This window comes from Brevundimonas viscosa (assembly GCF_900116065.1).
Lineage (GTDB): Bacteria > Pseudomonadota > Alphaproteobacteria > Caulobacterales > Caulobacteraceae > Brevundimonas > Brevundimonas viscosa.
Genome location: NZ_FOZV01000006.1, coordinates 147,876 through 170,534 on the forward strand (window position 1 = coordinate 147,876; position 22,659 = coordinate 170,534).

Here is a 22,659-nt window from a genome sequence, read left to right on the forward strand (position 1 = left end):
GGCTCAGGCCGGAATCCAGACCGCGTCCAGCCCGGGCGCGGGGTCGGCGGCGACGCGTCCGGCCCGCTCCAGCGCGATCAGGTGCGCCCACACCGACATCGCCGCGGCCGGCCACAGCCGTTCGTCCACCGCCGCATAGAGTCGCGGGACCATCTCGGCGATGCGCCGGTCCCCCGCCGCCAGCCGCGCCAGCACCTGCGCCTCCCGCTCCCGCCGGTGGTCACGATAGGCCGCCAGGAAGGGCCCCGGATCGCGGACCGGGGCGCCGTGCGTCGGCCACAGGGTGGCGAACTCGCGGGCGATCACCGCGTCGAGACTGGCCATATAGGCGGCCATGTCGCCGTCCGGCGGGGCCACCACCGTGGTCGACCAGCCCATCACGTGATCGCCGCTGAACAGGGCGTTCTCCTCGCGCAGCACGAAGGCCATGTGGTTCGAGGCGTGGCCAGGCGTGGCCAGCGTCTCCAGCGTCCAGTCCTCTTCCGCGATCGTCTCGCCGCCCGCCAGGACGACGTCCGGCGCGAAGGCCTCGTCGTGATCCTCGTCCAGCGCGGTCGAGACATGGAGCGTCCGCGCCGGCGGCCGCGCCGCCAGCACGGGCGCGCCCACCGCCTCCGCGAAGGGGCGGGCGAGGGGGGCGTGGTCCCGGTGGGTGTGGGTGACCAGCACATGCGTCACCCGCTGGCCCTCCACCGCCGCCAGCAGGGCGGCCAGGTGGCGCCGGTCGGGCGGGCCCGGGTCGATCACCGCCACCGGCGCGCCGCGGCCCGCGCGGCCGACGATGTAGGTGCCGGTGCCGGTGAAGGTGAAGGGGCCGGGGTTCTCCGCCACCACCCGCCGGATCAGCGGAGAGACGGCGTCGCAGCGGCCGTAGGCGAAGTCGTACTCGCGCACGAACGGGATCATGCCGGCCCGGCCCCGGCGCGGCCCGCGCCTTGCGTTAGGCTTTCGGTAACCTTCCGAGGAGTGCCGATCGTGGCCGTTTCCATGGCTCTCGCTGTCTCAAATCGGCTCCAGCCCATCGCGGCGGCCTCCCTGTGTCTCATGGCGGCGCAACTCGTCGTCGCCTCCTGCACGCCCGAGCCGGCGCCCTACGCCGCCCGCGCCGCCATCGTCCGCTGACGACTCACAGCGGCAGGCGCGACAGGTCGTAGCCGGCTCCGGCCGCCGCGGCGCGCAGGGCGTCGGGATCGTCGCCGCGGGCCCGCCGGGCCAGCGCCCAGGCCACGGTCGAGCGCGTCCCCGAGCGACAGAACAGCAGGGTGGGCGTCCCGTCCGCCAGCGCTTCGCCGACCGCCGCCGCCTGGTCCGGACCGGGCATCCCCCGCACCGGAATCCACAGATAGTCCATGCCGGCGGCGCGCGCCGCCGCCTCCATCTCGACCGAGGTCGGCTGCCCCGGCTCCTCGTGATCCGGCCGGTTGTTGATCACCCGCCGCACGCCGGCGGCGGCGACAGCCGCCATGTCGTCGGGAGAGGGCTGGGGCGACGCCCATACGCCGGGCGCGAGCAGCCGCATCCTACTGCCTCCGCACCCGGACCGCCCGGCTGTCGCCCACGGTCATGAGGAAGCTGCCGAGACTGGCCTTGCGCACCCGGACCGGCTCGCCGGCCCGGTTCCGGAAGCGGACCCGCTCGCTGTCGATCTGCCGCCAGACGCTGCCGTCGGCGAGGCGGAACACCCAGCGATTCTCGCCCGAGAGCGAGGCGCGCTCCAGGGTGGTCTCGATCGAATCGAGGTCTTCCCCCGCGTCGTTCCCGAACAGCCGCGGCAGGGTGGGCATCTCGAAGCCGAACAGCTGCCGGCGGGTTTCGTTGACGGCGGCGCGGTCGATGACGACCAGTTCGCCCTGGCGCTCGGCCGACTCGAACGCGGCGGCGGCGGCGTCGTAGCAGGCCAGGCGTGCGGCGTCCTCGGCCACGGCGCGGCAGGCGGTCAGGCGCTCCAGCATCTCGGGCCGTTGCTGCGGCGGAGGCGTCTGGCCCCCGGCGATGGTCAGGGTTGCGGCGGCGAGGCCGATGATCAGGGACATGGGACAGGCTCCGGCGGCGCCGCATGGCGGGGCGACGCCCCGATCAGTCCTCCAGCCCATGCCGCGGGTCAACCGCGGCCAGTGCAACTGCAACCGTGTCGGTATCGTGGCGCAAATGCGACAGTGGCGCTTTGGAAGGATTACAGGACCGTAATTACGGTGGCGAAACCAGCGCGACGGGGCCTAACCTGAGTCAACTGCGGCCGGGATTCTGACCGCGGGGGAAGGGAATATTTCATTCCAAGGCCGCGACGGCGCGCTCAAGCGCGTCGTCGAACATCAGGAGACGACCTTTGAGAAACCAGAAAACCCGCCTGCTGACGACGACGATGATCGGGGGCTTCGCCGCTCTCGCCTTCGCCGCCCCGGCCATGGCGCAAGGCGCGCCGGCCCCGCAGGAAGAGACGCAGCTCGGCGAGATCGTCGTCACGGGCTCGCGCATTCCGCAGACCAACCTGGTGACCACCAGCCCGGTGACCCAGGTCACGGGTGAGGACATCGACGTCGCGGGCGTCACCCGCGTCGAGGATCTGGTCGCCCAGCTGCCGCAGGCCTTCGCCGCGCAGAACTCGACGGTGTCGAACGGCGCCTCGGGCACCGCGACGGTGTCGCTGCGGAACCTCGGCTCCTCGCGCACCCTCGTCCTGATCGACGGCCGCCGCATGGGGTACGGCTCGCCCAACGACGACGCCGCCGACCTGAACCAGATCCCGGAACAGCTGGTCGAGCGCGTCGAGGTCCTGACCGGCGGCGCCTCGGCCGTCTACGGTTCGGACGCCATCGCCGGCGTCGTGAACTTCATCATGAAGAAGGACTTCGAGGGCATCCAGCTGGACGCCCAGTACGCCTTCTACCAGCACAACAACGACTATGACGGCGTCGGCAACGTGCGCAACGAGATCGCCCGTCGCGCCCAGACCAACCCGGCCCAGTTCGTGCTGCCGGACGACAACGTGGTCGATGGCGAGTCGAAGTCGATCAACATGATCATGGGCGTCGCCGCCCCTGACGGCCGCGGCAACCTGATGGCCTACGCCGGCTACCGCAACAACAGCCCGGTCCTGCAGGGCCAACGCGACTACTCGTCGTGCGCCCTCGGCGCCCCGAACGCCGGCTCGGGCCCGGAAACCTTCTCGTGCGGCGGCTCGGGCACCTCGTTCCCGGGCCAGTTCACCGACTTCGGCGGGAACCGCTTCCTGTTCGACCATGATGCGAACCCGGCCACACCGTCGATCGACATCAACCCGCTGCCTTCCTATGCTCTCACGGTTGATCAGGGCAGCGGCAACTTCATCGGCTATGATGGTAATGTGAACGCCTATAACTTCGGGCCGCTGAACTACTACCAGCGACCCGACGAGCGCTACACGCTCGGGGCCTTCGGCCAGTACCAAGTCAATGACAAGGCCGAGGTGTTCGCCCAGCTGATGTTCTCGGACTACGAGTCGGTGGCGCAGATTGCGCCGTCGGGCAACTTCTTCTCTACCGCTGAGATCAATTGCGACAGCCCGCTGCTGTCAGCCCAGCAGGCCGCCGCCATTGGCTGTGGCGCTCCCGCGCTCGCGGCCTCGCTCACCATCAATCCCTCGACCGGTCAGCCGTTCTTGGCGGATCCGAACGTCGTGCCGCTGTACATCGGTCGTCGGAACGTCGAGGGCGGCGGCCGTCAGGACTCGATCAACTACACGTCCTACCGCGGCGTGATCGGCGTCCGCGGCGAGTTCATGCCGGGCTGGAACTATGACGTGGCGGCGCAGTTCTCGCGCGTCCGCCTCGCCCGGACCTATCTGAACGACTTCTCGGTCACCCGCCTGACCCGCGCTCTCGACGTCGTCGACGTCGGCGGCACGCCCACCTGTCGTTCCGTCGTCGACGGCACCGACGCCGCCTGCGTGCCCTACGACATCTTCTCCCCGGGCGGCGTCACCCAGGCGGCCCTCGACTACCTGCAGATCCCGCTGATGCAGACCGGTGAAACGACCCAGCAGGTCCTCACCGCGGCGATCACGGGCGACACGGGCTGGTCGATGCCGACCGCCTCGCGCACCCTGCAGGTCGCCTTCGGCGCCGAGTACCGTCGCGACGCCCTTGGCTCGGTCACCGACAACGCCTTCGCCACGGGCGACGGCGCAGGCCAGGGCGGCCCAACCATCGGCTTCAGCGGCGACACCGACGTCGCGGAAATCTTCGGCGAGTTCCAGCTGCCGCTGGCCGACGACCAGCCGTGGGCCTACTCGGCCTCGATCGACGGCGCCTACCGCCGGTCGGAGTACGAGAACTTCGGCACCGACACCTACAAGATCGGCGCCGACTACGCCCCGGTCGAGGACATCCGCTTCCGCGCCTCCTACTCGCGCGCGGTGCGGGCTCCGAACGTGATCGAGCTGTTCACCGCCCAGGGCTTCAACCTGTTCGACATGGACTTCGATCCCTGCGACGATCTGAACGACGACGGCACCGTGAACGGCAGCGTCCCGGCGTCGTGCATCGGCGGCAGCCCGTGGCAGGTCACCGCTGGCCAATCGGCAGGGGGAGGTCTGAACAGCCCCGCCGGCCAGTACAACTTCCTGCAGGGCGGCAATCCGAATCTGGAGCCGGAAGAAGCCGACACCTTCACGGTCGGCGCCGTGTGGACGCCCTCGTTCCTGCCGCGCTTCAACCTGTCGGTCGACTGGTTCGACATCCAGGTGGACGGCGCGATCCAGACGCTGGGCGCGCTCAACACCCTGAGCCTCTGCTACGACCAAGGCGACGCGGATGCCTGTAACCGGATCAACCGCAATCCGGGCAGCGGCCAACTCTGGATCGGCGACGGCAACGTCGAGGACCTCAACATCAACATCGGCGGCTTCCAGACCTCGGGCGTCGACATCAACGCCAACTACGGCGTCGATCTCGAAGACTGGGGCGCGCCGGCCTACGGCTCGCTGGCCTTCTCGTTCGTCGGCACCTGGCTGAACGAACTGGTCACCGACACCGGCGCCGGCCAGACCAACTCGGTCTACGACTGCACCGGCTTCTACGCCAACCAGTGCGGCGTGCCGAACCCCGAGTGGCGTCACCGCGCCCGGGTGACCTGGGTCTCGCCGTGGGACGTCGACCTGTCGGCGACCTGGCGTCACTTCGGCGAAGTCGAAATCGCCGTGCTCGGCGCCGACGGCTCGCTGAACAACAGCGCCCCGCGTATCGACCGCTACTTCGATGCGATGAACTACCTGGACCTGGCCGCGACCTGGCAGGTGCGTGACACCGTCACGCTCCGCGCCGGCGTGAACAACGTCCTGGATAGCGATCCGCCGCTGTCCTACAGCGTGGGTACGACCGGCAACGGCAACACCTACCCGCAGCTGTATGATGCGCTGGGCCGCTACTTCTTCTTCGGCGTGACGGCGAACTTCTAAGCCTGAAGCCTGAGACAAACGGGGCGGCGGATCTTCGGGTCCGCCGCCCTTTTTGCTGTCAGGCGAAATGTTCGCGCCGCACAAAAACCATCTGCCGATTCAAGCGTTGCTGCGTCCTGTCGGGGCGCCGCCGCGCCTGTCCGTTCCGGAGTTCTCATGTTCGCCAGCCTCGCCGCCGCCCTCCTGCTCGCCCAGACCCCGGCCCCCGGCCCCGCCGTCCAGGAGGGGCCGATCTCCACCGCGGCCGGCGGCGAAAGCGCCGAGGCCCTGCGGCTGCGCGAAGCGGTGGCCTACGCCAACCCCCTGCCGCGCGGCGCGCCCGAGGCCGACTATCCGCTGGTGGCGTGGTGCGAGGCGCTGGTGAACGGCCACGTAGCGCTGGGCGAGACGCTGACCGGCGCGGACCCGCTCGACCGCGAAATCATCCGTCTCGGCAAGCTGGAAGCGGCCGATTTCCGGGCCGCGCTGCAGGCCGCCGAAGCCCGCCAGAGCGCCGCGAGCCGCGCCGCGGCGCGGTCGGCCGCCGCCGAGGCGACCGCCAAATGGGCCCCGCTGGAGGGTCAGGAGGAGGCAGTGCGCAGCCAGGCCTTCGGCCTGTTCTTCGGTCTTCCCGGCCGCTGCGAGCACGCCGCCCGGCGGCTGCGCGAGAACATCACCACGCCGCCCGCCACGCCGGCGGAGGTGGGGCTTGAAGAGTGATTGGCGACCCGTGACGGGTGACGGGTGATCAATGCGCGCGACGTGCAGATGACGCGACCCGTCACCAGCCACTGGCCACCCGCCGTCAGGCCGCCGCCCGTTTCATCGGATCGTAGTTGAGGATCGGCGACAGCCAGCGTTCGGCGGTCGCCACGTCCCAGCCCTTGCGGCGCGCATAGTCCTCGACCTGGTCGCGGTCGATCTTGCCGACGCCGAAATAGTGGCTCTCCGGATGACCGAAATAGAGGCCTGACACCGCCGCCGTGGGCGTCATGGCGAAGCCTTCAGTGAGCTGAATCCCTGCGTTCGCTTCCGCCTGCAACAGGCGGAACAACGTGGTCTTTTCGGTATGATCCGGCTGCGCCGGATAGCCCGGGGCCGGGCGAATGCCCCGGTAGTTTTCGCCGATCAGATCCTCGACCGTAGTCGCCTCGTCGGGCGCATAGCCCCACAGCGTCCTCCGCACCTCCTTGTGCAGCCGCTCGGCGAAGGCTTCGGCCAGACGGTCGGCCAGGGCCGTTGTCAGGATGGCGGAATAGTCGTCGCCCGCCGCCTTGAAGGCCTCGGCCCGCTTGCGCTCGCCGTGGCCGGCCGTGACGGCGAAACCGCCGATCCAGTCGTCGCCGTTCTCGGCCACGAAGTCGGACAGGCACAGGTTCGGCTTGCCGTTGGCCTTGTCCATCTGCTGGCGCAGACCGTGCAGGCGGGCCAGCTCCGTCGTCCGCGCCTCGTCGGCCCAGACCACGATGTCGTCGTCGCGCGCGTTGGCCGGCCAGAAGCCGACCACGCCGCGGGCGGTGAACCACTTCTCGCCGACGATGCGCTCCAGCATGGCCCGCGCGTCGCGGTACAGGTCGCGCGCCGCCTCGCCGACGATCTCGTCCTCGAGGATGTGCGGAAAGCGGCCGATCAGCTCCCAGCTGGCGAAGAAGGGCGTCCAGTCGATGTGGTTGGCCAAGTCCTTCAGGTCCCAGCCGTCGAAGGCGCGCACGCCGAGGAAAGAGGGGCGGGGAGGGGGCGCGGCGTCCGTTGGCCGGAAGCGGTTGGCCCGCGCCGCCGCCAGCGTGGCCCGCGCCTTGGTCTCGCGGCCGCGCGCGAACTGTTCGCGGATGCGGACGTACTCCTCGCGCGTAGCCTGCTCGTTCCTCGTCTTGTCGGTCGGCGACAGCAGGCCTGAGACCACGCCTACGGCGCGGCTGGCGTCGATGACATAGGTGGTTGAGCCGCGGCTGTAGCGGGGCTCGACCTTGACCGCCGTATGGGTCCGGCTGGTGGTGGCTCCGCCGATCAGCAGCGGGATGTCGAAGCCGCGCCGCTCCATCTCCGAGGCGACGAACACCATCTCGTCCAGCGAGGGCGTGATCAGGCCCGACAGGCCGACCATGTCGACCCTGTGCTCGACCGCCGCGTCGAGGATGCGGTCGGCCGGGACCATCACGCCCAGGTCGATGACCTCGTAGTTGTTGCACTGCAGGACGACGCCGACGATGTTCTTGCCGATGTCGTGGACGTCGCCCTTGACCGTGGCCATCAGGATGCGGCCGGCCTGCCGGCGCGGCTGACCGGCCTTCTCGGCCTCCATGAAGGGCTCGAGGTACGCCACTGCCTGCTTCATCACCCGCGCCGACTTGACCACCTGCGGCAGGAACATCTTGCCCGAACCGAACAGGTCGCCGACGACGTTCATCCCGTCCATCAGCGGGCCTTCGATAACGTGCAGCGGTCGCTCCGATTGCAGCCGCGCCTCCTCGGTGTCGGCTTCGATCCAGTCCGTGATGCCGTGCACCAGGGCGTGCTCGATACGCTTGCCGACCGGCTGCTCGCGCCAGCTCAGATCGACGACCCGCGCCGCGCCCTTGTCGCCCTTGTAGGTCGGCGCCAGTTCGACAAGCCGCTCGGTGTTGGAGACGTTGGTGCGCGGCGGCCGGTTCAGGATCACGTCCTCTACCGCCTCGCGCAGGACCGGGTCGATGTCGTCATAGACCGGCAGGTCGCCGGCGTTGACGATGCCCATGTCCATGCCCGCCTGGATGGCGTGGTACAGGAAGACCGAATGGATGGCGCGCCGCACCGGCTCGTTGCCGCGGAAGCTGAACGAGACGTTCGACACCCCGCCGGACACCCGCGCGAAGGGCAGGGTCGCCTTGATCGCCCGCGTCGCCTCGATGAAGTCGACGGCGTAGTTGTCGTGTTCCTCGATCCCCGTCGCCACGGCGAAGATGTTGGGGTCGAAGATGATGTCCTCGGGCGGGAAGCCGACCTCGTCGACGAGGATGCGATAGGCCCGGGTGCAGATCTCGATCTTGCGCGCGGCGGTGTCGGCCTGCCCGGCCTCGTCGAAGGCCATGACCACCACGGCGGCCCCGTAGCGCAGGCATTTCACCGCCTGCTCGCGGAACTCCGTCTCACCGGCCTTGAGGCTGATCGAATTGACGATCGGCTTGCCCTGCACGCACTTCAGACCGGCCTCGATCACCTCCCATTTGGAGCTGTCGATCATGACCGGGACGCGGGCGATGTCGGGCTCTGCCGCCATCAGGTTGAGGAAGGTGGTCATGGCCTTCGGCCCGTCCAGGAGGCCCTCGTCCATGTTGACGTCGAGAATGGTCGCCCCCGCCTCGACCTGCTGCCGCGCCACCGACAGCGCCGCCGGGTAGTCGCCCTCGACGATCAGCTTGCGGAATTTGGCCGAGCCGGTGACGTTGGTCCGCTCGCCGACGTTGATGAAGGTGGGGCGCAACTCAGGCTACCAGTTCAAAGGGTTCGAGGCCCGCCAGGCGCATCGCCCGTGGCCGCTCCGGGATCGCCCGCGGCGTCACGCCGGCCACGCCCTCGGCCACATGGCGGATATGCTCCGGCGTCGTGCCGCAGCAGCCGCCGACGATGTTGACCAGCCCGCTGCGCGCCCATTCCTCGATGAAGTGGGCGGTCTCGTGCGGCTGCTCGTCATACTGGCCCATGGCGTTGGGCAGGCCGGCGTTGGGATAGGCGGCGACCAGGGTGTCGGCCACGCGGCTCAGTTCGGCGATGAACGGCCGCATCAGCTCGCCGCCCAGGGCGCAGTTGAAGCCGACGGCGAACGGCTTCGCATGGCGCACGCTGTTCCAGAAGGCTTCGGCCGTCTGGCCCGACAGGGTGCGGCCCGAGCGGTCGACGATGGTGCCCGAGATCCACATCGGCAGCGGCTCCAGTCCCTCATCCTCGAGATCGAGAATCGCCTTGATCGCCGCCTTGCAGTTCAGGGTGTCGGTGATGGTCTCGATCAGGAACAGATCGACGCCGCCCTGGTGCAGCGCCCGAGCCTGCTGTCGGTAGGCCTCGTAGACCTGGTCGAAGGTCACCCCGCGCGCGCCGGGATCGTTCACGTCGGACGACATCGACAGCATCTTGTTCAGCGGCCCGATCGACCCGGCGACGAAGCGCGGCTTGTGCGGCTCCTGCGCCGTCCACCGGTCCGCCGCCGCCCGGGCCAGCTTCGCGCCTTCCAGGTTGATGTCCCACACCGCCTGTTCGTCGAGGCCGTAGTCCTCCTGGGCGATGGTGGTGGCCGAGAAGGTGTTGGTCTCGGAGATATCGGCCCCAGCCGCGAAATACTGGTCATGCAGTTCCGCGATGACGTCCGGCCGGGTCAGGCACAGGATGTCGTTGTTGCCCTTCATCTGGCCGTTGTGGGCGGCGAAGCGCTCGCCGCGGAAGTCGGCCTCGGCCAGGCCGCGACGCTGGATCATGACGCCCCAGCTGCCGTCGAGCACCAGGACACGCTCCCGCGCGGCGGCTTTCAGGGCGGAGATGCGTTGGGCCCGGGTCATGCGTCGGTCCTCTCTTCGCGCACGCCCAGCACCCGGCAGATGGCGTAGACCAGGTCGGCGCGGTTCAGGGTGTAGAAGTGGAAGTCGGCGAAGCCCTCCTCCTGCAGGCGCGCGCAGGTCTCGGCGGCCACGGAGGCGGCGATCAGCCGGCGGGTCTCGGGGTCGTTGTCCAGGCCGTCGAAATGGGTCGCCAGCCATGCCGGCACCGCCGCGCCGCAGGCCGCCGACATGCGACGCAGACCGACGAAGTTGGTGACCGGCATGATCCCCGGGATCAGCGGCACGGCGATGCCCGCCGCCCGCACCCTGTCACGGAAGCGCAGGAAGGCGTCGATGTCGAAGAAGAACTGGCTGATCGCGCGGGTCGCGCCGGCGTCCACCTTGGCCTTCAGCACGTCGATGTCGTGATCGGGCGACGGGCTCTCCGGGTGCCCCTCCGGATAGCAGCCGACGCTGATCTCGAAATCGCCGCGTCGGGCGATCGCCGCCGTCAGTTCGGTGGCGTTGGCGTAGCCGTCGGCGCGCGGGACGTAGGCGCCCCCGATGCCGGCGGCTCCCGGAGGGTCGCCGCGCAGGGCGACGATGTGCCGGACCCCGGCCTCCCGGTAGGCGTCGATCACCGCATCGACCTCGCCCCGGCTGGCCTCGACGCAGGTCAGATGGGCGGCGGGGGCCAGATTCGTCTCCGAGAGAATCCGCTGGACGGTCCTGTGGGTGCGCTCCCGCGTCGAGCCGCCGGCGCCGTAGGTTACCGAGACGAACTCGGGCCGCAGCGGCGCCAGGCGGGTGACCGCCTGCCAGAGATTGGCTTCAGCTTCATCCGACTTCGGCGGGAAGAACTCGAACGAAACCCGGGGCCGGGATGCGTCATGGCCGGCGCGCGCGACCGGCCCCAGCGGCGACAGCAGCAGGGCGCGGGCTTCCGACAGGCTGAGGGCTGGACCGGTCATGCCGCGTCCGCCCTCGCGGCGGCCGGCCGCTCGGCGCTCCAGATCGATACCGTCAGACCCTCGGTGTCCGGCGGCATGATGACGGGCGCGCCCGGCTTCAGGCCGGCGGCCGACAGCCACTCCCGCATCTCCTGGTCGGCAAAGCCCAGCCGGCGATGCTGGTGTTCCTCGCGCAGATGCTCAAGCGTATGCGGCGCGAAGTCGACGATCAGCAACCGCCCCCCCTCCATCACCAGGCGCGCCGCCTCGGCCACCGCCGCGGCCGGATCGGCGAGGTAGTGCAGCACCTGGTGAACCAGCACCAGATCGGCGCTCTGGTCGGGCAGGCGGGTGGCGAAGATGTCGCCATGGCGCAGTTCGACCTTCTCCAGCCCCGCCCTGGCGACGTTGCTGCGCGCGATGTTGAGCATGTTCTGGCTGAGATCGAGGCCGACCGACATCCGCGCCTTGCCGGCCAGAAGCGTCAGCATTCGACCCGAGCCGGTCCCGAGGTCCACCACCCGCTCGAACGGTCCCGGACCGGCGATGCGGAGGATGGCGGCCTCGATCTCGCTCTCGCGGACGTAGAGGGAGCGGATCTGGTCCCACTGCGGGGCGACCCGCTCGAAGTAGGCGCTGGCGGCGGCCTCCCGGTCGCGGCGAACCTCCTCGAGCCGGCGGTCGTCCGCGGCGCCCGCGCTGCTCTCGAGCAGATCGAGGATGGTGTCGATCAGCCGCCGGGCCGTCGCCGTGGAGGAAACGCGGTAGAAGACCCGAGCCCCGTCCGGAAACCGTTCGATCAGGCCGGCGTCGGCCATCAGCTTCAGATGCCTCGAGACCCGCGGCTGGCTCTGCTCGAGCACGCCGGACAATTCCATGACCGAAAGCTCCTCCCCGGCGAGCAGCGACAGGATCCGCAGGCGGGTCGGCTCGCCGGCGGCGCGGAGGGCGTCGACCGTCTGTTCAGGCGTCAGGGACATGAGATGATATAAAGATATCCTTATATGATTATGCAAGGAAAATCTCTGGCCAGATCGACCTGACGGGCACAGTCTGTCGACCTGTATTTCACCCCGGATTGAGACCGATGAGCCCGAGCAGGTCCGTCTTCCTCGTCACCGTCGCCGTCGCCGCCTTCACCGCCCCGGCCGCCCTGGCCCAGGTCGCTCCGGAACCCGGCGCTGGCGGGGGAATGATGGGACCTCCCCGCGCCGCCGCCGAGGTCCCCGCCTGGGCGGATCGCGTGTTCGACCGGCTGGACGCCGATGCGGACGCCGTCATCACCGGCCGCGAGCTGATGGTGCTCAGCCGGGGCGAGATCGCCGCCCGCGGAGGGTCGCGCATCCGGGCCATGGTGTCCCAGTCCGACGCCAGCAACGACGCGCGGGTGACGCGCGAGGAGCTTCAGGTCGGCGCGCTGCGGATGTTCAACCGGATGGACGCGGACGGCGACGGCCGGCTCTCCGACGATGAGCTGCCGCGTCCGCCGGCGCCGCGCGCCCCGATCGCCATGCCGATGCCGGCCGCCGATCCCATGCCGATGCCCGGCATGGAAGACAACGACTGATTAGGGCTTTCGCGACGGGCCGCCCAGCGAAACGTCGAGCGCGGTGTAGTCCACGGTCCCGAAGAGCGACTGCGGCTGCGGCTGCGGCTGCGGCTGCGGCGCCGGAGCCGCCGCCGGCAGGTCGGGCAGCGCCGCGAGCCGCCGCTTGTTGACGTGGCTCTCCGGTCGGGGCGCCGCCGGGTCGGGGAACTCGCCCCGAAAATAGTAGCGCTGCCAGGCCTGCTTCGCGGCCTCCGGATCCCCGTCGGCGAGGCGGGTGTTGAAGTCCGATCGCACCGCCTTCCACGCCTCGTACTGGCGGCCCAGGTCGCTTTCGGCGTCCAGCGGGGCGCCGACGGGCTGGAAGGCCTCGATGAGGTGGTGCTGCACCGGCTGGATGAAGCAGAACGGCTCGTCCTTGTCGAAGCGCACCCGTCCCGGGGCGGTGAAGCGCCAGTTCATGGTGAAGGGGTAGGGCAGCCAGTCGGTCTCGACCAGGCCCTCCAGCGGCGCGATCCCGTGCTTGAAGCGGTTCGGGCTGCCGCCGCAGCGCAGCGCCCAGCCCGGCGGCGTGCGGAACAGCCAGCCGACGTGGAAGGTCAGGACGCCATGCGTGAAGTGCGACACGGCGAGGTGCTCCAGCGCCGCCGGATCGCCGTCGGGGAAGAAGCGGATCGATTCCGCGCCCAGGCCTCCGTCCCACTCGGCCTCGAAGCCGACCGGGCACAGGATGTCCCAGCCGGTGGTGTTGGCCATGCTCAGCGGCAGGCAGCGGTAGGGGTGCCGCGCCGCGAAGGCATCCATCCAGTCGCGTTCGGGCCGGCCGGGAACCAGCTGCGGCGGATTGGGCTGGGTCGGATAGCACTCCAGCCGCGGCGCGGCGGCGTCGGCTTCGGGCGGGGTCTGGATCGCGGTTTCGCTCACGCGGGCCTCGTGGCTGGACAACTCTTGCGCGCCATCTGACCGCAGAAGCCGGCGGTCCGCCAGTCGAAAAGGCGTCAGTCCTCCGCCACCGGCGTCTTCAGCGGCTCACCGGCGAACGCCGCCTGCAGGTTCTCCAGCAGCAGCATCAGCATGCCCTGCACGGCCTCGGCGGTCGCCCCGCCGGTGTGCGGCGTCAGCACCGTGTTCGGTACGTCGGCCCAGCGGGCGGCGTCGGTCGGTTCCGCCTCGAACACGTCCAGCGCCGCCTGGCCCAGCCGCCCCTCGCGCAGCGCGGCGATCAGGGCGTCCTCGTCGACCAGCTGGCCGCGCGCCACATTGACCAGCAGCCCATGGGGCCCGAGCGCCTCGATCACCTCCCGGGAGATCAGGCCGCGGTTGCTCTCGTCGGCGCGGCAGGCCACGACCAGCACGTCGCTCTCGCGGGCCAGCTCCAGCAGCGATGCGGCCCGCGGCCAGGGCGCGTCCTTCTCCCGCGGCCCCCACCAGCGGACCGGCATGCGCAGGGCCTCCGCCCGCCGGGCCACGGCCTCGCCGATGGCGCCGAGGCCGACGATGCCGACCTTCTGCCCCTTCAGCGAATGAGTGATCGTCTTCGACTCCGCCGTCCAGCCGCCGGCCCGCAGCGAACGATCGCCGGCCGCGATGCCGCGCCGTGCCGCGAGGATCAGCCCGATGGCGTGATCGGCGACGTCCTCGTGGTTGACCCCCGGCGCATGGGTGACCGGCAGCCCCCGCGCCCGGCACCACGCCACGTCGATGCCGTCGTAGCCCGAGGTGAAGCAGGCCACGAGCTTCAGGTTGGGCAGGCTTTCGACCAGCCGCGGATCCAGCGGGAACTCGCCCGCGACCACCAGCGCCCCGATGTCTTGCGCCGCCTCGACCGGCGGACCCTCCCACAGGCGATAGACGTCGTAGGTTCCTTCGAGGAAGGCGGTCAGCGGCGCCAGATGGCGCTGCACGATGAGCACGGCCGGGCGCTGGGTCATGACGGTGACAATACGTGTGTTTGCACGTATCATCCAGCCTATGAAGAAGCTCACCATCACCGTCGATGAGGACGTCTACGAGGGCCTGCACGCCCGCGTGGGGGCCGGGCGGATCAGCCGCTTCGTCAATGATCTGGTGCGCCCTCTGGTGAGTGATCCGGCTCTGGAAGAGGATTATGCGGCCATGGCTGCCGACGGGGTTCGCGAGGCGGAAGCCGAGGCGTGGACGGAAGGCCTGATCGCGGACGTCGATGCCTGAGGACTTCCCCCGTCGGGGCGAGGTCTGGTGGGTCGACTTCGACCCTTCGGTCGGGGGCGAGGTGAGGAAGATTCGCCCGGCGGTGGTGATCAGCAACGACGTCGCCAACCGTCTGCTGAACCGCGTCCAGGTGGTCCCGCTCACCACCAATGTGTCGAGGGTCTACGTGGCCGAAGCCCTCGTCTCGGTCGGCGCCCAGTCCAGCAAGGCTATGGCGGACCAGATCGCCACCATCTCGAAGAGACGCCTGGGGCGTCGCTTGGGACGACTGTCGGTCCAGGATATGGCCGGAGTGGAAAGGGCCGTCAGGGTCCAGTTGTCCCTCTGACGGCCCTTCGGATCAGCGCCCGAACTTCTGGAACTTGATCCGGTGCGGGATCAGGCTGTCGGCGCCCAGGCGGCGCTTCTTGTCCTCCTCGTAGGCCTCGAAGTTCCCTTCGAACCACTCCACGTGGCTGTCGCCCTCGAAGGCGAGGATGTGGGTGGCGAGACGGTCGAGGAACCAGCGGTCGTGGCTGATGACCACGGCGCAGCCGGCGAACTCCTCCAGCGCCTCCTCGAGGTTCTGCAGCGTCTCGATGTCGAGGTCGTTGGTCGGTTCGTCGAGCAGGATCAGGTTGCCGCCGGTGGCGAGGGTCTTGGCGAGGTGGACGCGGTTGCGCTCACCGCCCGAGAGCAGGCCGACCTTCTTCTGCTGGTCGCCGCCCTTGAAGTTGAAGCTGCCGACGTAGGCGCGGGTGTTGATCTCGCGCTTGCCGACCATCATCACGTCGGTGCCGCCCGAGATGGCCTGCCAGATGGTGTCGTCCGGCTTCAGGTCGTCGCGCGACTGGTCGACGTAGGCCAGCTTGACCGTCTCGCCGACGCGGATCGTGCCGGCGTCGGGCTGCTCCTGTCCGGTGATCATGCGGAACAGGGTCGACTTGCCGGCGCCGTTGGGGCCGATCACGCCGACGATGCCGTTGGGCGGCAGCTTGAAGGTCAGGTCCTTGAACAGCAGCTTGTCGCCGTAGGACTTCTCCAGCCCCTCGACCTCCAGCACGACGTTGCCGAGGCGCGGCCCGGGCGGAATCTGGATGACGGCGTGGGTCTGGGCTTTGGTCGCGTTCTCCTGTTCGGCGACCATCTTCTCGTAGGCCGCCAGACGGGCCTTGGACTTGGCCTGCCGGGCCTTGGCGCCCGAGCGGACCCACTCCAGCTCGCGGGTCAGGGCGCGCTGACGGGCCTCGGATTCGGACTGCTCCTGCACGACGCGCTTCTGCTTGGCCTCAAGCCAGGAGGAATAGTTGCCCTCGTGCGGGTGTCCCTTGCCGCGGTCCAGCTCCAGCGTCCACTTGGTGACCTGATCGAGGAAGTAGCGGTCGTGGGTCACCAGGATGACGCAACCGGGGAAGTTCTCGAGGTGATGCTGCAGCCAGGCCACGGACTCGGCGTCGAGGTGGTTGGTCGGCTCGTCCATCAGCAGCATGTCGGGCTTGGACAGCAGCAGGCGCGCCAGCGCCACGCGGCGCTTCTCGCCCCCCGACAGGTTGGTCACCGCCCAGTCGTCCGGCGGGCAGCGCAGGGCGTCCATGGCCATCTCGATGCGGCTGTCGATGTCCCAGACGTCCGCCGCGTCGATCTTCTCCTGGAGCGATGTCATCTCCTCCATCAGCTCGTCGGAGTAGTTCTCGCCCATCTCGGCGGCGATGGCGTTGAAGCGGTTGACCCACTGCTTCTCCTCGCACCAGGCCTCGACGTTCTCGCGGACGTTCAGGTTGGGATCGAGCTGGGGCTCCTGCTCCAGATAGCCGCGCTTCACCCCGTCGGCGGCCCGCGCCTCGCCCTGGAACTCGGTGTCGAGGCCGGCCATGATCTTCAGCAGGGTCGACTTGCCCGAGCCGTTGACGCCGACGACGCCGATCTTGGCGTCGTTGTAGAAGCTCAGCCAGATGTTCTCGAAGACCTTCTTGCCGCCGGGGTAGGCCTTGGTCAGGCCCTGCATCTGGAAAATGTATTGCTGCGCCATGTGGTGCGTCGCGCCCTGTCGTCTGGAAGTGCGGGGAGGTTGGCGCGGGATGTAGCGATCCGGCCGTCGTTGGGCAAACCCGTAGCGGTCGGGCAGGGCGGTTTGATGACCGCGAAGGGCCGTCTCAGCGCCCGGCGTCGGCCGGATCGCCGGCGGGACGCGCGAAGGGCGGCCAGACCAGCTCCCAGCTGTCCGGCCCCGGCTCCGGCAGGTAGCGGGCGCCCAGATAGGCGACCGCCAGCCACAACGAGGTCCACAGGCTCCAGATGATCACCGCCAGGGGGATGTCCGCGTCGACCTGTCCGGCCGCCGCCACCTGGCCGATCAGTCCGACCGCGGCCGCGGCCAGCGCGGTCGCATAGACGACGATGCGCGACCATCCCTGGCAGGCCAGCAGGGCGATGGCGCCGATGATCAGCAGGATGCCGGTCAGCAGCCACGGGAACTGCGGCACCCACAGGCCGATGGCCGTGTGGAAGCCGCTGTAGAGCAGCAGGATGACGCCGGTGGCGCGGGAGACGAGCATGACGGCCGATCGGCAGGAGGGACCCGGCCCGGAATAGCGCCACAAGGTTTGCAGCCCGCTAACGCCGCAAAACAAATCTGCACGCGATGCGGCCGGAACTGTGTGCGCCGCCGAACATTTGAGCGACATGGCCGACGCCCCGGATTCGAAGAACTTCAGCGGCCCCCTCAACCCGGTGGGGCGGGAGGGGCAGGTCGAGGTCAAGGACCCGCCCGAGGCCGCCATGCACATGTCGGCCGAGGAGGCCGACCTGTCCGGCATCCGCATGCTGGACGCCGCCGACGAGGCCCGCCGCCAGCGCGACGCCCGGCGCAGGCCGAAGACCTGACCCTCAGGCGTAGTTGAAGCTGATCGAGATGCGCTCGGCCTTCGCGGCGTTGGCCGGCACCTCGTGGCGCAGCCAGCTCTCCCACATCAGGAGGGTCCCGGCCCGCGGGGCCAGGTAGACGAACGGCCGCTCGGCCTCGGGCGCGTCGGCCCGCACGCCCGGCCGGGCCATCATCATCGGCAGGCGCGGGTCCTCCAGCTTCAGCGCCGAGGCCCCGTCGGGGACCTCCACATAGATCGTCCCCGACAGGAAGGCGTGCGGATGGATATGGCCGGTGTGACCGCCGCCGGGCTTCAGGACGTTGACCCACAGATTGTCCAGCCGCGGCTTGCGCGCCAGCTCGAAATTCAGCGCCTTCGCATAGGCTTGCGCATGCCGGTCGAGGTGACGCTTCAGTTCGGCGAACTCCGGCAGCCGCTGCGGCAGGTCGGTCAGGGAGCCGTAGGAGGTGTAGCCGCGGTAGCCGTGCTCGCGGCACCAGGCCCGCCCGGCCCGGTCCTCGACCGCCAGCATGCGGCAGGCGTCGGCCAGCGCCGCGTTGAACCCCTCGAACCCCGGCGAACCGGCGAGCGAGGCCTCGTAGACCTGGGTGACGAACAGCGGGCGCAAGGACATGGCGGCTGTCTAGCGCAGGGCCCGGCGGATCAGAAGGGCAGGGCGGCCTCGCCCCGCAGCACCGCCTCCGCCTCCGCCGTATGCTTGCCGCCGCCGCGGTCGTGCAGCACCAGCGCCGGCAGCAGGCGCAGCGGCGCCTTGCCGGTCTTCACCGCCCGCACCAGCACCCGCTTGGCCGGTTCGTCGGCGAAGGCGTGCACCGGTCGCACCGCGAACGAGCCCGCCGTCGCCCCCAGCCCCGCCAGCAGGTCGGCCAGCCGGTCGGCGCGGTGGATCACCGTGATGGTCCCGCCCTCGCGCACCGCCTTCAGCAGGAAGCGCGTCCACGCCGCCAGCCCGGCGTCGGCCATCCACGCCCCGCGCTTGCCCGCCGCCGGGGCCCGCAGCGCGCCCGGATCGTCGAAGAAGGGCGGATTGCTCACCGCATGGTCGAACGGCGGCAGCCCCAGCGCCCGGAAGCCCGCCGCCACGTCGCCTTCGATCACCTCGGCGTCCGCCCCGTTCAGAGCCGCGTTCTCCCGCGCCAGCGCCGCCAGCGCCGGGTCCCGCTCCAGCCCGGCCAGCTGCACCCCCGGCCGCCGCGCCGCGATCTGCATCAGCACCGCCCCGGCCCCGCAGCCCGCCTCGACCACCCGCTCGCCGGCCGTCGCCGCCACCGTCGCCGCCAGCAGGGCCGCGTCCATGCCGGCGCGATAGCCCCGGGCCGGCTGGCGCAGCCGCACCCGACCGCCCAGCAGGGCGTTCTCCACGACTTCCAGTCCGGTTGCGACGGTCACGCGGCTTGACCCCTTCCTGCCCCGTCACCATTGTGCGCCGCGTCGTCGCCGGGCAAGGCGGCGGCTGGATTTTCCTCCCGCGCCGCCTCCCGAAGAGTATGTCCTTGGACGCAGTCCCCGTCGCCGAGACCCGCCGCAAGGGAGACGTCGAGCCGCTCGTGCGGCTGGCCGGCCCCGACATGGCCGCCGTCGACGCCCTGATCGTCGAGCGCATGCAGTCCCAAGTGCCGGTGATCCCCATGCTGGCCGACCACCTCGTCGCCGCCGGGGGCAAGCGCCTGCGCCCGCTTCTGACCATCGCCGCCGCCCGCGCCGCCGGGGCCAGCGGCCCGATCGAGGCCCCGGTCCGCCTCGCCGCCGCGGTCGAGTTCATCCACACCGCCACCCTGCTGCACGACGACGTGGTCGACTCCTCCGACCTGCGCCGCGGCAAGGTCGCCGCCCACCTGATCTGGGGCGCCCCGTCCAGCGTGCTGGTCGGCGACTACCTGTTCGCCCGCGCCTTCGAGCTGATGGTCGAGACCGGCCGCATGCGCGCGCTCGGCATCCTCGCCACCGCCTCCAGCGTCATCTCCGAGGGCGAGGTGCTGCAGCTGACCCGCGCCCACGACCTCAACCTCGACCAGGCCACCTACCTGCGCATCATCTCGGCCAAGACCGCCGAGCTGTTCGCCGCCGCCGCCGAGGCCGGGGCCGTCGGGGTCGACGCCGACGACGCGACCGTCGCCGCCCTGCGCGCCTACGGCCTCAACCTCGGCCTCGCCTTCCAGCTGGCCGACGACGCGCTGGACTACGGCGGCCAGTCCGAGGTGCTGGGCAAGAACGCCGGCGACGACTTCCGCGAGGGCAAGGTCACCCTGCCGCTGCTGCTCGCCGCCGCCCGCACCCGCGGCCGCGAGGACGCCTTCTGGGACCGCACCATCAACAAGGGCGAGCGGACGGAGGACGACTTCCGCCGCGCCCGCGAGCTCATCGTCGGCTCCGGCTCGGTCGCCGCCACCCTCGACCTCGCCTGGGACTACGCCGACCTCGCCCGCGACGCCCTGTCCGCCCTGCCGGCCAGCGACTGGCGCGCCGCCCTCGAACGCCTCGCCGACTTCGCGGTCAGCCGGGTGGCGTGACGCCCGCGGTCCGTGAATGACCCGGCGATTGCTGGTTCATCACGAAGGACACGAAGGATACACAAAGAACACGACGGGAGCGGCGATGCGGCCTCCAGGGCGCTCCGCTGCTCAGAGGACCAGGCGTCGGAGGCCGTTCTTCAGCAGCACGGTGTTGAAGTTGATCAGGTAGCCCAGCCTCGCGCCCGAGAAGCGCAGGTAGGTGAGGAGTTGGGCCGAATGGATCGACGCCAGGGCGTCGATCGCCTTGATCTCCACGATCACGCGATCTTCGACCAGCAAATCCAGCCGGCAGCCCACATCGACCTTCACGTCGCCGTAGGCGACGGGGATTCCGACCTGCCGCTCGACCCGCAGCCCTCTTCCGCGCAGCTCCTCCGCCAGGCAAGCTTCGTAGACGGACTCCAGCAGCCCCGGCCCCAGCGCGCGATGCACGGTGAAGGCCGCGTCCACCACGCCGCGTCCCACACCTTCCACGCTCGCGGACACGGGCTCGGTCCCGTCGTGTCCTTCGTGCATCCTTCGTGTCCTTTGTGATGAACCAGCGACGCCACCCACAGCACTGACCCGACCGCAGACTACGCCCACCCCCGCTGACCGGCCATCACAACCCGTCGCCGCCCGCACCGGGACTGTTTCCCGCCGCCCCGGCTGTGCTAAAGCGCTCGCAACCGGTCGGGGTGAGTCTTCGTTGAAGGCTTGCACCGTCGTCGCCGTCGTCATACGGCAGAGTTGAGACAACCGCCGGCACAACGGCATCAGAAGGCAGACACAACATGTCCGACACCCTGGAACGCGTCCGCAAGATCGTGATCGACCACCTGGACGCCGATCCGGACAAGGTCACCGAAAAGGCCAGCTTCATCGACGACCTCGGCGCCGACTCGCTCGACAACGTCGAACTGGTCATGGCCTTCGAGGAAGAGTTCGACATCGAGATCCCCGACGACGCCGCCGAGCACATCCAGACGGTCGGCGACGCCGTGAAGTTCATCGACGAGAAGCTGGCGGGCTAAGCCCCGACCGGTCTGTCGGACGGCTATGAAAGAGCCGCCGTGGCGCAAGGGCGCTGCGGCGGCTTTTTTGCGCGGGCGGGGGAGTCCGAACCTGACTCGTTGCGGACCTTCGGAAGGTCGGCATCGCGGCCGCACGCTTCGGACTCACCTCCGGCGCTTGGACCTGCCATGCCACGGAAGCTCAGCTCGCGTAGCCCGTATGTCACTTCCTCCCACCGCTTCCGCTCAGCCGGCGGAGGTGGAAGATCCTCGTCTTCGAACCAGCCCGCCCCAGACCTTTGTCCTGGCCAAGAATGGTGTCAAATACCGCTGCTTTTTGCTTTCGTCTAAGTCCAGCCAGTAGCGGGTCAGAGTTGGACAGTGGTGGGACTAGAGCGAAAAGAGCTTCTTTAGCAGGGTTGGGGGAGGTGACGTGTCGAGCACCGGAACAAGGGACGATATCGGAATGGGCGGCGGCATGATGATCCCGCCCGACGACGGTCGTTCAGGAAGCGGCGATGGCAGCAGACCTCTAGCAGACTATCTGCGGCGGTCGGCGGAGAATATCGCGGCCATGGCTGCAGAGTTCGAGGTAGCTGGGAAATACGATCTCGGATCCGATCGACCTATCGCCGACGTTTCCTTTGAACTGGCCCGGCTCTTGCGCGAGGACGGAGCTCCGAAACTCCTACAAATTGCCGACTTCGCGGAATCTGCTGATCAGGATCAGATCGCGACGTTCTCGGACTATGGCCTGGCCGACGACCAGCTTGTTCTCAAGGTGGCGATCTCCGATCATTTGAATCCCGTCGGGCGCGAGCTTATGAAGCTGTCCCAGCGCCTGCGTGGCTGGGGAAAGTGGGCCGACGCTCTTTCCAAGTTTCTCGAGAGCTTCTTCAAATCGATTGCCAACAACAAGTGGGTCAAGGCGGCGATCGATATCGTCAAGGAGTTGTTGGAAGCGGCAGCGATCTGGGCCGAGCGCCTCGCACCCCGACACACGCGACGTAGCTGACAATCGTCAATCTCAGAGCCTGGCGCCGGATAACGGGTCGCACACCTTGGACTTTGGCTACGATAGCGGCTCTTCTGGCGAGCGCAGGTCGAAGCCACGCCCAACCGGCCAACAACTTAGAGTGCGCTCGAAAGCGACCTCAGGCTCACGCGCGGAATGTCGCTCTTGCGGCCGCATGACCGCTGGTGCGCGGTGCCGACTAGGGCGTGCCGTACGTCCGAACGTCCGCGATGGGTGGGAGGCGGACCTTATATAGCTCGCCGACCCCGCCAATGATAAGAACGACACCCCACCACCTACGGAATGCTATTGATGTGGGCAGCCCGCGTGACGTGACCCCCTGAAACTCCTCCAGGAATAGCTAGAGTCCGCCCCTTGAAAGGACGGACAGAATGAAGCGGTCAAGGTTCACGGAAGAGCAGATCATTGGGATCCTGCGGGAGCAGGAGGCCGGTGTAGCGACGTCGGAGGTCTGCCGGCGGCACGGCGTCAGCTCGGCGACCTTCTACAAGTGGAAGGCCAGGTTCGGCGGCATGGACGTGTCGGAGGCCAGGCGGCTGAAGGCGCTGGAGGACGAGAACGCGAAGCTGAAGCGGATGTTGGCGGACGCGATGCTGGACAACGTCGCGTTGAAGGACCTTCTGGGAAAAAAGTGGTGACGCCCGCTG

General features: G+C 69.3%; 24 protein-coding genes and 1 pseudogene. 11 read left to right on the forward strand and 14 right to left on the reverse strand.

The features are described from left to right. Positions 1-3: 3 nt before the first annotated feature. Positions 4-906, reverse strand: a complete 903-nt coding sequence (locus BM333_RS12340) for an MBL fold metallo-hydrolase (protein WP_092312045.1) — start codon at positions 904-906, stop codon at positions 4-6. An 81-nt stretch (positions 907-987) separates the two neighbouring features. Between BM333_RS12340 and BM333_RS16180 the strand changes: the two genes are divergently transcribed. After that, positions 988-1,122 carry a hypothetical protein gene (locus tag BM333_RS16180; RefSeq protein ID WP_425425130.1) on the forward strand — a complete coding sequence of 45 codons (135 nt, stop codon included), beginning with the start codon at positions 988-990 and terminating at the stop codon, positions 1,120-1,122. Between the two features lie 4 nt (positions 1,123-1,126). Here the strand turns inward: BM333_RS16180 and BM333_RS12345 are convergent, their stop codons facing one another. Continuing rightward, positions 1,127-1,519: a protein tyrosine phosphatase family protein gene (locus BM333_RS12345; RefSeq protein WP_092312048.1), complete on the reverse strand. Its 393-nt coding sequence runs from the start codon at positions 1,517-1,519 to the stop codon at positions 1,127-1,129. A gap of 1 nt (position 1,520) precedes the next feature. Beyond that, positions 1,521-2,033, reverse strand: a complete 513-nt coding sequence (locus BM333_RS12350; protein WP_092312051.1) for a hypothetical protein — start codon at positions 2,031-2,033, stop codon at positions 1,521-1,523. Positions 2,034-2,326: 293 nt separating this feature from the next. Here BM333_RS12350 and BM333_RS12355 point away from each other — a divergent pair, with 293 nt between their 5' ends. Next, entirely contained in the window at positions 2,327-5,434 is a 3,108-nt protein-coding gene (locus tag BM333_RS12355; RefSeq protein ID WP_218151461.1) for a TonB-dependent receptor plug domain-containing protein, read from the forward strand. 156 nt (positions 5,435-5,590) lie between these two features. Continuing rightward, positions 5,591-6,133 (forward strand): hypothetical protein, encoded by a 543-nt coding sequence (locus BM333_RS12360; RefSeq protein ID WP_092312054.1) that lies wholly within the window; start codon positions 5,591-5,593, stop codon positions 6,131-6,133. An 85-nt stretch (positions 6,134-6,218) separates the two neighbouring features. Here the strand turns inward: BM333_RS12360 and metH are convergent, their stop codons facing one another. The 4 genes from metH to BM333_RS12380 are packed head-to-tail and all read right to left on the reverse strand — an operon-like array spanning position 6,219 to position 11,851. Beyond that, positions 6,219-8,873, reverse strand: a complete 2,655-nt coding sequence (metH, locus tag BM333_RS12365; RefSeq protein ID WP_092312056.1) for a methionine synthase — start codon at positions 8,871-8,873, stop codon at positions 6,219-6,221. Position 8,874: 1 nt separating this feature from the next. Next, positions 8,875-9,942 carry a homocysteine S-methyltransferase family protein gene (locus tag BM333_RS12370; protein WP_092312059.1) on the reverse strand — a complete coding sequence of 356 codons (1,068 nt, stop codon included), beginning with the start codon at positions 9,940-9,942 and terminating at the stop codon, positions 8,875-8,877. Continuing rightward, on the reverse strand, positions 9,939-10,892 hold the full coding sequence (metF, locus tag BM333_RS12375; RefSeq protein ID WP_092312062.1) for a methylenetetrahydrofolate reductase [NAD(P)H]: 954 nt from the start codon (positions 10,890-10,892) through the stop codon (positions 9,939-9,941). Before metF ends, BM333_RS12370 begins: the two co-directional genes overlap by 4 nt. Continuing rightward, a complete protein-coding gene (locus BM333_RS12380) occupies positions 10,889-11,851 on the reverse strand; it encodes an ArsR/SmtB family transcription factor (RefSeq protein ID WP_092312065.1) in 963 nt (320 codons plus the stop codon). The genes metF and BM333_RS12380 overlap by 4 nt, the downstream gene beginning before the upstream one ends. A gap of 107 nt (positions 11,852-11,958) precedes the next feature. Between BM333_RS12380 and BM333_RS12385 the strand changes: the two genes are divergently transcribed. Then, a complete protein-coding gene (locus BM333_RS12385; RefSeq protein WP_092312068.1) occupies positions 11,959-12,438 on the forward strand; it encodes an EF-hand domain-containing protein in 480 nt (159 codons plus the stop codon). Here BM333_RS12385 and BM333_RS12390 read toward each other — a convergent pair whose 3' ends face one another. Continuing rightward, positions 12,439-13,341, reverse strand: coding sequence for a DUF6065 family protein (locus BM333_RS12390; RefSeq protein WP_245777260.1), 903 nt, complete (start codon positions 13,339-13,341; stop codon positions 12,439-12,441). 74 nt (positions 13,342-13,415) lie between these two features. Next, positions 13,416-14,348 (reverse strand): 2-hydroxyacid dehydrogenase, encoded by a 933-nt coding sequence (locus BM333_RS12395; RefSeq protein ID WP_092312071.1) that lies wholly within the window; start codon positions 14,346-14,348, stop codon positions 13,416-13,418. A gap of 40 nt (positions 14,349-14,388) precedes the next feature. On the opposite strand from BM333_RS12395, the gene BM333_RS12400 reads away from it, so the two are divergent. Both BM333_RS12400 and BM333_RS12405 read left to right on the forward strand, forming a co-directional pair. Next, a complete protein-coding gene (locus tag BM333_RS12400) occupies positions 14,389-14,607 on the forward strand; it encodes an addiction module antitoxin (RefSeq protein WP_092312074.1) in 219 nt (72 codons plus the stop codon). Continuing rightward, complete coding sequence (locus tag BM333_RS12405; protein ID WP_092312077.1) at positions 14,600-14,935, forward strand: type II toxin-antitoxin system PemK/MazF family toxin; 336 nt, start codon at positions 14,600-14,602, stop codon at positions 14,933-14,935. The genes BM333_RS12400 and BM333_RS12405 overlap by 8 nt, the downstream gene beginning before the upstream one ends. 12 nt (positions 14,936-14,947) lie before the next feature. Here the strand turns inward: BM333_RS12405 and ettA are convergent, their stop codons facing one another. Both ettA and BM333_RS12415 read right to left on the reverse strand, forming a co-directional pair. Then, entirely contained in the window at positions 14,948-16,615 is a 1,668-nt protein-coding gene (gene ettA / locus BM333_RS12410) for an energy-dependent translational throttle protein EttA (RefSeq protein WP_092312080.1), read from the reverse strand. 124 nt (positions 16,616-16,739) lie between these two features. Next, positions 16,740-17,141 carry a hypothetical protein gene (locus tag BM333_RS12415; protein WP_092312083.1) on the reverse strand — a complete coding sequence of 134 codons (402 nt, stop codon included), beginning with the start codon at positions 17,139-17,141 and terminating at the stop codon, positions 16,740-16,742. 127 nt (positions 17,142-17,268) lie between these two features. Here BM333_RS12415 and BM333_RS12420 point away from each other — a divergent pair, with 127 nt between their 5' ends. Continuing rightward, positions 17,269-17,469: a hypothetical protein gene (locus BM333_RS12420; RefSeq protein ID WP_092312086.1), complete on the forward strand. Its 201-nt coding sequence runs from the start codon at positions 17,269-17,271 to the stop codon at positions 17,467-17,469. 3 nt (positions 17,470-17,472) lie between these two features. Here BM333_RS12420 and BM333_RS12425 read toward each other — a convergent pair whose 3' ends face one another. Continuing rightward, entirely contained in the window at positions 17,473-18,084 is a 612-nt protein-coding gene (locus BM333_RS12425) for a TIGR02466 family protein (RefSeq protein ID WP_092312089.1), read from the reverse strand. Positions 18,085-18,113: 29 nt separating this feature from the next. Continuing rightward, positions 18,114-18,860 carry a tRNA1(Val) (adenine(37)-N6)-methyltransferase gene (locus BM333_RS12430; RefSeq protein WP_245777261.1) on the reverse strand — a complete coding sequence of 249 codons (747 nt, stop codon included), beginning with the start codon at positions 18,858-18,860 and terminating at the stop codon, positions 18,114-18,116. Between the two features lie 98 nt (positions 18,861-18,958). Between BM333_RS12430 and BM333_RS12435 the strand changes: the two genes are divergently transcribed. Continuing rightward, positions 18,959-19,981 (forward strand): polyprenyl synthetase family protein, encoded by a 1,023-nt coding sequence (locus tag BM333_RS12435; RefSeq protein ID WP_092312092.1) that lies wholly within the window; start codon positions 18,959-18,961, stop codon positions 19,979-19,981. A 111-nt stretch (positions 19,982-20,092) separates the two neighbouring features. Here the strand turns inward: BM333_RS12435 and BM333_RS12440 are convergent, their stop codons facing one another. Next, entirely contained in the window at positions 20,093-20,500 is a 408-nt protein-coding gene (locus BM333_RS12440) for a GxxExxY protein (protein WP_092312095.1), read from the reverse strand. 257 nt (positions 20,501-20,757) lie between these two features. Here BM333_RS12440 and BM333_RS12445 point away from each other — a divergent pair, with 257 nt between their 5' ends. The 3 genes and pseudogenes from BM333_RS12445 to BM333_RS12455 form a co-directional block, all read left to right on the forward strand. Next, entirely contained in the window at positions 20,758-20,997 is a 240-nt protein-coding gene (locus BM333_RS12445) for an acyl carrier protein (RefSeq protein WP_092312098.1), read from the forward strand. Between the two features lie 412 nt (positions 20,998-21,409). Then, positions 21,410-21,991 carry a hypothetical protein gene (locus BM333_RS12450; protein ID WP_143105824.1) on the forward strand — a complete coding sequence of 194 codons (582 nt, stop codon included), beginning with the start codon at positions 21,410-21,412 and terminating at the stop codon, positions 21,989-21,991. 392 nt (positions 21,992-22,383) lie between these two features. Continuing rightward, positions 22,384-22,644: pseudogene (locus tag BM333_RS12455) on the forward strand (transposase); the annotation flags it as partial. Positions 22,645-22,659: the final 15 nt, after the last annotated feature.